This window comes from Streptomyces sp. NPDC002779, from assembly GCF_042888685.1.
Taxonomy (GTDB): domain Bacteria; phylum Actinomycetota; class Actinomycetes; order Streptomycetales; family Streptomycetaceae; genus Streptomyces.
On record NZ_JBIAQC010000051.1, the window covers coordinates 1 to 8,447 of the forward strand.

An 8,447-nucleotide genomic window follows, 5' to 3' on the forward strand; every position below is an offset into this window, starting at 1 on the left:
CAGACACTCCTTGCTCTCTGGGCCGGCGCCTGCCCCACCTGCCACCGCGACATACCCACACCGCTACGAACCTGACCAAGCCCTACTAGCCGTCGTCGCTGATCTCACCGGCGTTGCGGGCGCGGACGAACTCCAGGAAGGAGCCGAGCTCGCGCTTGACGACCGGGGCCAGCAGGTGCAGGCCGATGATGTTGAAGACCGCCAGCAGAAAGAGCGCGGAGTCGGCCAGGCTGATCAGCGAGTCGAGGGACGTCAGGGCGCCCAGGATGTCGAACGCCCGCAGGCGGGCCCACCCCGCCGACCTGGCAGGTGGAGAGCACCGTGGTCGCCCGCTTCGGGACGCCGCATCATGCCTACCACCAAAGACGGCCGCTTGGTCTGGATCGCGCCTGGCGACCAGGAGGACGTGCTCGCGTTCCTCGCCATGCAGGCCTACCGACGGTGGTCGGGTCGTCCTCGACCGCACCCACGCCGGCGTCGGCGGGGTCGCCCACTCCTGCGAGGAGGCCCTCAATGCCGACCACGCCTGCCGCGACGACTTCACCCTGATCACCGCCTACGCCGACGGCCACCTGGTCGGCCCTTCCTCAGCCCAGAAGAGGCCGGCACCACCGACTCCCTCGCCGGATCTGTGAACTTGCCGTACGAGCCGGATGGCAGGGCCGCGGCATCGGCATCCACCGAGCCTTCATCGACATCCCCAAACCCCAAGGGGCCTTCCTTCTCGCTATGCCCGGCGCTCCCGCCCAGCGGCTCTACCACCGACTCGACTATCAGTGCACCGGCCCCTACAAGACCCGGCCGGACGGACCCACCGTCGACCTGCTACTGCACCGCTCCAGCCCCTGACCGTCGTGCTTTGTAGCCGGCCAAGCGGCACCCCGCCGTGGCCAGTTCGACCACCCGCAACAGGTACGACCTGGTCGGCTGTTGCGTGGATTAGCTCGTGACGTGGGGAGGGGCCACCTGGGCTGAAAGTGGCTTCAGCGCTCAGGGAGAATGAGGGCATGAAGCTGCATGGGGACAAGGTCGTGCTGCGTTCGGTGACCGATGGCGATACTGAGATCCTCCAAGAGGTCGTACGTGAACCGGAAGTTGCGGCGTGGTGGTCGCCTCCGGACGACTACGAGGGCATGTTGGCCGTCGTTTTCGAGGGTGAGGTCATCGGCGCCGTCCAGTTCGACGAAGAGACCGATCCGGAGTTCCGTCACGCCAGCATCGATATCTTCCTGACGGCGAGGTGCCACGGGAAGGGTCTCGGTGCCGACACAGTGCGCACGCTGGCCCGGTGGCTGGTGCAGGGACGCGGCCATCACCGACTGACCATCGATCCCGCCGCAGCCAATACCGCGGCGATCCGCTGTTACAGCAAGGTCGGTTTCAAACCCGTGGGGATCATGCGAGCGTACGGGCGTGACCACCGGACGGGCACCTGGCAGGACGCGCTGCTGATGGATCTCCTCGCAGAGGAGCTGACCTGACGCGATCGACCCTCGAGCGCTTCACAGCGTGACGTGGCAAGGGCCGCACGGGTCCTTCGAGTGTGAAGAGAAGAGGGCCCATGCGTGCCGGCACCGTTGGACATGAGTGCCGCGCATGAGGTTCTCGGCCCCTACGGAGTGGTGCAGGATCCCGAGATGGACATCCTGCTGGTGAGTACGGCGGAGGGAAATCACGGCATGTTATCTGCGGTCTTCTTTTTAGGTGTTCTGGTCAGCTTTGTTGCTGCTCAAGCGAGGCGCAAGTGATCAGCGTGCAGCTAATGCTGGCGGCTAGTGGAAAGTACTCTCCTGTTGAGAATGGCCAGGATGCGCTGATATTCATCGTGGTTTTCGCTGCGATCGTCGCCGTGTTATATGTTATTTTTTGGAGGCGACGATAGTGATCAAGTGGTGAGGTTTCAGTGATGGTGCTTCAGGGTGACGCTGGTGGCGGAGAGCGCGGTTCTGCGCCACTGATACGGCCGCCCGGTCGTACCGGTCCCGGACAGTCGCAGCGGTGATCCTGCAGGGCAGCGTAGGGAAGTCTCTGCAAGTAAATGAAACGGTGCGGTTACCCCCCCCAAACTTGGGCGCTCACGTCGTTCCCCTCTTGTTGGAGAGGTGCCGTGTCCGAATTTTTCAACCGAGGGGTACCGCATATGTGGTGGGCGAGTGCAGCCCTATTCTTAGTCCTAACTCTCGAAGCCGCAGCGATATTTTGGAGGTATCCGCTTATTGTGCAAGCGGTGATAGGAATTGAGGTTCTCTTCCCTTTGATTCTCCTCTTCAAGAATCTGAAATCGCAGCGCAATGGTTCTGCAGCGAAGACCGGAATCAGACTCGGTTCTACGCCATTGCGCTTGCTTTCTGCTAAGCGCTCATCACTGTGCCCATTGCATACGTCGTAGTTAAGGGGCGTAGTCACCCTGACCGGAGTGATGCAATTATCTTGGCGGCGATCGGCGCATCTGCCCTCGCTCCCGCAATTATTCAGGAATCAATTGCGGCGCGTAGGGGGCGTTGACGGCCAACCCGTGGTTGAGCTTATGCTTTCAAGCACATTGAAAGATTATGGTCGGCGACAAGGTTGTTGCTCGCAGACCTGGAAGCAGGGGAGGTCCGCCTCCGGAAGGTCACTCGCCTGAAGCTCACCGCCACGCACGAGCACCCCTTCTGGGTTCCTGAGATCGGCGCCCGTATCGCGAGGTCCGTAACCTAAAGGGTGTTGCACAAGGCTGTGTTTGGGCAGGTCAGGGCCTGTGATCGCGGTCTTCTGGTCATGATGCGAGGGCGAGGTTGTGCATGTGGGCGACGGCCTGGACTGCGTGGTGGAGGCCGTCGCCGCGCTGCCTGCAGTCACGGAGGATCCTGTAGTTCTTCATCCGGCCGATCACATGCTCCACCCGCGCGCGGACCTTGCGGTGGGCGGCGTTGTCGGCTTCCTCGCCCGCCAGCAGCTCCCGGCGGGGGCGTTTGCGGTGCGGGGTGACCATCCCGCAGTTGAGATAGGCGCCATCGCCGAGCACGGTCACGCCCTGGCAGCACTCGGCCAGGCCGGAGGCCCGCCAGGCGTGCGCGTCCGCGGTGGTGCCCGGCACGGGCCGGGCCGCCGCGATCACCAGACGGGTGTCGGCATCGACGATGACCTGCACGTTCGCCGAGAACCGGTAGTTGCGTGACGACGCGCCCACCTGCCGGTCGCGGACCGGGATCAAGGTGCCGTCCACGATCCACAACCGCTCCGAGGCCTCGGCCGCACGGGAGGCAGGCTCCAGCGCCAGCAGCGGACCGAGCCTTTGGATGACACGGCACACCGTCGAGGACGAGACACCGAACAGCGGACCCAGCTGCCGCATGGTCAGGTTCGTCCGGTAGTACACGGCGACCATCAGCACCCGCTCGGCCAACGGCAACGCCCACGGCCGGCCCTGCAAAGTGCCGTTGCCACCCCGCTCCCGCACCACCTTCAACAGAGCCGAGAACTGCGTCACCCGCAGCCCCGTGAACGTCTCCACCCACACCCGCTCAGCACGTAAGACCCCAGCCATACAGAGGAGATGCCCAGCTCAGAGCCTTGTGCAACACCCTTTAAAGGGTGTTGCACAAGGCCGTAATCAAGCAGTCTGAAGCGGGCGCCTGACCTTGGCGGTCACGCGGCGAGGGCGAGGTTGTGCATGCGGGCCACGGCCTGGACCGCGTGATGGAGCCCGTCGCCGCGCTGCCGGCAGTCCCGGAGGATCTTGTAGTTCTTCATCCGGGAGAAAACGTGCTCAACGCGTGCACGGACTTTGCGGTGCTCGGCGTTGTCCTCTTCCTCGCCTTTCAACAGCGGTCGTCCGGGGCGTTTGCGATGCGGGACGATCAGACCGGTGTTGATGTAGGCGCCGTCGCCGAGCACGGTCACACCCTCGCAGTGCTCGGACAGACCGGAGTTGCGCCATGCCCTGGCATCGGCGGTGTTGCCAGGCACCGGACGGGCGGCCGCCACCACGAGGCGGGTCTCCGCATCGACGATGACCTGCACGTTTGCCGAGAACCGGTAGTTCCTGGAGGAGGCGCCCACGCCTCGGTCGCGGACCGGGATAAGGGTGCCGTCCACGATCCACATCCGGTCCGCGGCGTTGGCTGTGCGGGAAACCGGCTCGAGCGCCAGCAGCGGTCCCAGCCGCTGGATCACACGGCAGACCGTGGACGAGGAGACGCCGAACAACGGGCCCAGCTGCCGCATGGTCAGGTTCGTTCGGTAATACACCGCGACTATCAGGACCCGCTCGGCCAGCGGCAACGACCACGGCCGGCCCCGCAGCGTGCCGTTGCCGCCCCGCTCGCGCACCACCTTCAACAGACCCGAAAACTGCGTCATCCGCAGCCCCGTGAACGTCTCCACCCACACCCGCTCAGCACGTAAGACCGCGGCCATGCCTAGGAGATGCCCAGCTCACGGCCTTGTGCAACACCCTGTAAGGACTGTCTCGTATTTGATGACCAGGCGTCACGAGGTGGTCCGCGGGCTCGTATGCACGTCGGGGCTCACCTGCCGCCCCGACTTGATCCATGGCCATTTGACGGCACAGACCACGATGGGCGCGACGAGCATGGCCAGCAGCCACAGGCCCACGCTCGCTGGAGAGTAGATGTAGTAACGCCAAGGCTCTGGCAGGGGCGACGGCGCGAGGAGGAGCGCGATCAGCGCGGCCCATGTGACCAGCACGGCTGCTGCCATACGTGCTGCGATCATCTCTATCGGCCCTCTCGACGGCGCTCGTCTCTTTGGATCGGATGATAGGGCGACTGAGATGATCTCGCTGTGGCTGGTGTGATCACGGCGTCGGAGCCGTCCTGGATAGCCCCGTTCACGGGGCTGAGCCCCCGTGTTTTCGGGAAACTGGTGACGGTTCTGCAGCGCGAGGGTGCGGACGCAGTCCGCAGGGGCCGGCCGTGGAGCCTTCCGCTGGAGGACCGGGCTCCGCTGGTCGCGGCGTACTGGCGCACGAACCTGACCATGCGGCAGCTCGCCCCGCTGTTCGGGGTGTACAAGGCGGCGGCCGACCGGATCATCGACCACCTCGGGCCGATACTTGCTCTCCAGCCGCGCAAGCGGTTCGCCAAGGACACCGTGCTCATCGTGGACGGCCCTGGTCCCCACCCGCGACCACACCATCGCCGAACGGTCGAAAAACTACCGGTACTCCACCAACCACCAGGTCGTCATCGACGCCGACACCCGCCTGGTCATCGTGGTCGGCCAACCTCTCGCCGAAACGGCAACGACTGCAAGGCGTGGGGGAAATCCGGCGCCAAGGCTGCCGTCGGCAAGACCCTTACGATCGCCGACGGCGGCTACCCGGGCATCGGACTCGTCATCCCGCACCGCCGAGAGCGCGGCCAGAGCGAACTCACGGACTGGAAAGAGGAACACAACAAGTCCCACAAGCGGGTCCGGGCCCGCGTCGAGCACGTCTTCGCCCGCATGAAGACGTGGAAGATCCTCCGCGATTGCCGCCAGCACAAACCTCAGACCCCAGACGGCACTACCGGCCGTTGAGTTGAGTGTTCGACCTTGGGTGGGGGCAGCACCTGACTCGAGCTCGGATCCTGCGGGCGTCCCTACGGCACCGCCTGCCAGCACGAACACGCCCCGTTGACTGAACGAACCACGTTGATGATGCAGTTCAGGGCACGGGTGAGGTTGTCGCCCAGTACGGTCTGCGGTCGTGATGAACGATGGTGTGCCCGAGCGGAATCTGTCGAGGTTGACCGTTCCTCGGTGGGGTCGGCTGATGGAGACCGGCGACCGGTACGAGCCCTACCGGCTCGTCGACGCCGACGGCGCGGCCGTGGTCCCTGCCGCAGTGTTCTTCCAGGAGCTGCTCGCAGCCGGGAAGACGGCGGCGACCGTCCGCTCCTATGGCATGGACCTGTTGCGGTGGTGGCGGTTCCTGCACGCGGTCAAGGTGCCGTGGGATCAAGCGACACGCGTGGACGCTCGGGATTTCAGCTGTTGGATCCAGCTGGCGGTCAAGCCGCGAGCGACCGCAGCCAGGCGGCGGCCGGCCCGTACAGCCGGCGCCCCGAACCCGGTGACCGGGAAAACGAGCCCTGGGCTCGGCTATGCCCCGTCGACCGTCGCCCACAGCGAGACGGTACTGCGCAGGTTCTACGACCTGCACCGTGATGCCGGATCCGGGCCGTTGCTCAACCCGTTCCCGCTGGACCTGGCTCGTCGTGCCGGCCGAGCGCACGCACACCACAACCCGATGAAAGCCTGGGCGCCAGAGCGGACCGGTCGCTACCGGCCCACGGTTCCGCGCCGGATTCCGCGCTCGATCCCGGACGAGTGGTTCAACACGCTGTTCGCGGCGCTGCGGTCGAACCGGGACCGGGCCATGATCGCACTTTGGATCTCCAGCGGAGTCCGGGCTTCAGAGTTGATCGGCGTCCGGCAGTGCGACATCGACCCGGGGCAACAGCTGATCAGCGTTGTGCGGAAGGGCTCCCGGGCCCGGCAGCAGGTGCCGGCCTCGGCAGATGCGTTCGTGTGGCTGCGGCTCTACCAGCAGGATCTGCACGGGCTGGTGCCGCGGGGCCGGACACAGCCGGTGTGGTGGACGCTGCGGCGTCCGTTTCAGCCGCTGACCTACCACGGGGCCCACCGCATGTTCGAGCGGGTGAACGCCACCTTCGGCGCGGACTGGACCCTTCACGACCTTCGGCACAGCGCCGCCGCCCGGATGGTGCGCGACCCGGCCCTGACGCTGACCGACGTGCAGTGGGTACTCGGGCACGCGCATCTGACCACGACCGAGATCTACCTTGCGCCGCGCCAGGACGAGGTCGTGGCCGAGGTGCTGGCCCACCACGCCCGGCGGGCAGACCGGCTCGCCGAGCCGGTGCCATCGCCTCCGGCACCCGGCTACGACCCGGAAGCCTTGAACGTGCTGTTCGGGCGGTCTTCATGACCAGCACCACGAAGCACTCGACGCGCCGCCAGCTGCAAACCGCGAATGCAACAGTCGAACAGGCCCGGGCGCGGAACAACGTACTGCGGGAACGGTTCCCGCCCCGCTCTGCTGAGGCGTGGTGGCCGGAGTCGGCACAGTCAGCGGATGAGGTGCTGCGTCGGCTGACGGCACCACCCTTCTTGGCTGCCGCGAACGCCACCCGGGCCGGGCGGCGGCGCGGGGTCGCCAAACTTTTACGCTGGCTGTCCAGCCTCCCTGGGGATACCTGGCAGCAGCGATGGAAGGCCGGCCGCGCCGAGGAGATCCCTGGCGCGGACTGGACGGATCTCCCGCTGCGCTTCTTGCGCCAGAGTGGGCTGTCGCCGTCGTATGAGCGCGTTGACCTGACCTCCGGGCTGCTGATGCTGGTCTGCGGCGATGTCATCCGTCCCGACCTGGCCTGGATGCTCACCCGCACGCACAGGCACCTGGCTCAGGTCATGGCCGAGGTCCGCGACCCCGAGGGGTTCGCAGGGCTGGCAGAGATGGCCGAATCCGGGCCGGCCAGCGCCCGGGGCGAGGCCACCATCGCGGCGACCCGGATCGCGATGATTCTGGCCTGCAAGGGCGGGTCGATCGTGGACATCACTGTCGGCGACTGCGTGGAGCTGGTCGACACCCTGCGCCGGGTCCATGTCCGCGGGGGGCAGCGCAAAGTTGACTTCTACCTTCGCGGGCCTTGGATATCTTCCCTGAGGACGCCCCGGCCACGATCCGAGCCTTCGGGCTTGCCGCCGGCCGACTGAGCATCGAAGAACTCGTGGATCGCTATCCGATCCGGTGCCGCCCGGTCCGCGACCTGATCGTGGACTACCTGCGCGAACGGCAGCCGTCGTTGGACTACACCAGCCTGGACGCGGTGTCGCGGACCCTGGCCGGGCTGTTCTGGACCCGGATCGAAGCGCTCTCACCGGACATCGACTCCCTGCGGCTGCCACCAGCGCTGGCCCGCGCCTGGAAGACAGACATCGCCACCAAAAAACGCACCACGATCGGTCCGGACGGCACCGCCGTCGAGGTCGCCAGCCCCAGGCTGAACGCCAAGGACGAGCTCATCCGCGTCCGTGCCTTCTATCTGGACATCGCCCATTGGGCGGCGGAAGAGCCGGCCCGCTGGGCTCCGTGGGTGGTGCCCTGCCCGATCAGCGACGACGAGATCAGCAAGGCCAAGGACCGCAAACACCGCAAGGCCCGGATGGACCAGCGCACCCGCGAACGGCTTCCCGTCCTGCCGGTGCTGGCCGACACCGTCGACCGCCGGCGACGCGCCGCAGCCGAACTACTTGCCGCCGCCGAGCACACCCGGCCCGGGGACCTGATCCCCGACACCGCCGGAGCCTTGCGCAGAGCCGTCACGTCCAAGGCTGCTGGTGTCGGCGTACGGACTTTTCTCCCCAGTTGCGTACGGATGAACGTCCCCAGCTGTCAGGCCACTTCGTTCTCCCGCTCGATGGCCTTGAGGCGG

General features: G+C 66.2%; 6 protein-coding genes and 3 pseudogenes. 5 read left to right on the forward strand and 4 right to left on the reverse strand.

The window, feature by feature from the left end; all coding sequences use genetic code 11:
* Window positions 1-85: 85 nt before the first annotated feature.
* Window positions 86-247 (reverse strand): annotated as a pseudogene (locus ACFYW5_RS37410) (D-alanine glycine permease); the annotation flags it as partial.
* A 760-nt stretch (window positions 248-1,007) separates the two neighbouring features.
* Here ACFYW5_RS37410 and aac(6') point away from each other — a divergent pair.
* The gene (gene aac(6') / locus ACFYW5_RS37415; protein ID WP_389421612.1) at window positions 1,008-1,481 is read left to right on the forward strand and encodes an aminoglycoside 6'-N-acetyltransferase; all 474 of its coding nucleotides are present in this window, start codon (window positions 1,008-1,010) and stop codon (window positions 1,479-1,481) included.
* 1,277 nt (window positions 1,482-2,758) lie between these two features.
* On the opposite strand, the gene ACFYW5_RS37420 is transcribed toward aac(6'), so the two are convergent.
* The 3 genes from ACFYW5_RS37420 to ACFYW5_RS37430 form a co-directional block, all read right to left on the reverse strand.
* Window positions 2,759-3,529 carry a transposase family protein gene (locus tag ACFYW5_RS37420; protein WP_389421613.1) on the reverse strand — a complete coding sequence of 257 codons (771 nt, stop codon included), beginning with the start codon at window positions 3,527-3,529 and terminating at the stop codon, window positions 2,759-2,761.
* A 101-nt stretch (window positions 3,530-3,630) separates the two neighbouring features.
* Complete coding sequence (locus tag ACFYW5_RS37425; protein ID WP_389421614.1) at window positions 3,631-4,401, reverse strand: transposase family protein; 771 nt, start codon at window positions 4,399-4,401, stop codon at window positions 3,631-3,633.
* Window positions 4,402-4,473: 72 nt separating this feature from the next.
* Window positions 4,474-4,719: a hypothetical protein gene (locus ACFYW5_RS37430; protein ID WP_389421615.1), complete on the reverse strand. Its 246-nt coding sequence runs from the start codon at window positions 4,717-4,719 to the stop codon at window positions 4,474-4,476.
* Window positions 4,720-4,788: 69 nt separating this feature from the next.
* Here ACFYW5_RS37430 and ACFYW5_RS37435 point away from each other — a divergent pair.
* From ACFYW5_RS37435 to ACFYW5_RS37450, 4 genes and pseudogenes are all read left to right on the forward strand, one after another.
* Window positions 4,789-5,484 (forward strand): annotated as a pseudogene (locus tag ACFYW5_RS37435) (transposase); the annotation flags it as partial.
* Between the two features lie 277 nt (window positions 5,485-5,761).
* A complete protein-coding gene (locus ACFYW5_RS37440) occupies window positions 5,762-6,940 on the forward strand; it encodes a tyrosine-type recombinase/integrase (RefSeq protein ID WP_389421616.1) in 1,179 nt (392 codons plus the stop codon).
* Window positions 6,937-7,728 carry a hypothetical protein gene (locus tag ACFYW5_RS37445; protein ID WP_389421617.1) on the forward strand — a complete coding sequence of 264 codons (792 nt, stop codon included), beginning with the start codon at window positions 6,937-6,939 and terminating at the stop codon, window positions 7,726-7,728. Before ACFYW5_RS37440 ends, ACFYW5_RS37445 begins: the two co-directional genes overlap by 4 nt.
* 14 nt (window positions 7,729-7,742) lie before the next feature.
* Window positions 7,743-8,447 (forward strand): annotated as a pseudogene (locus ACFYW5_RS37450) (site-specific integrase); the annotation flags it as partial.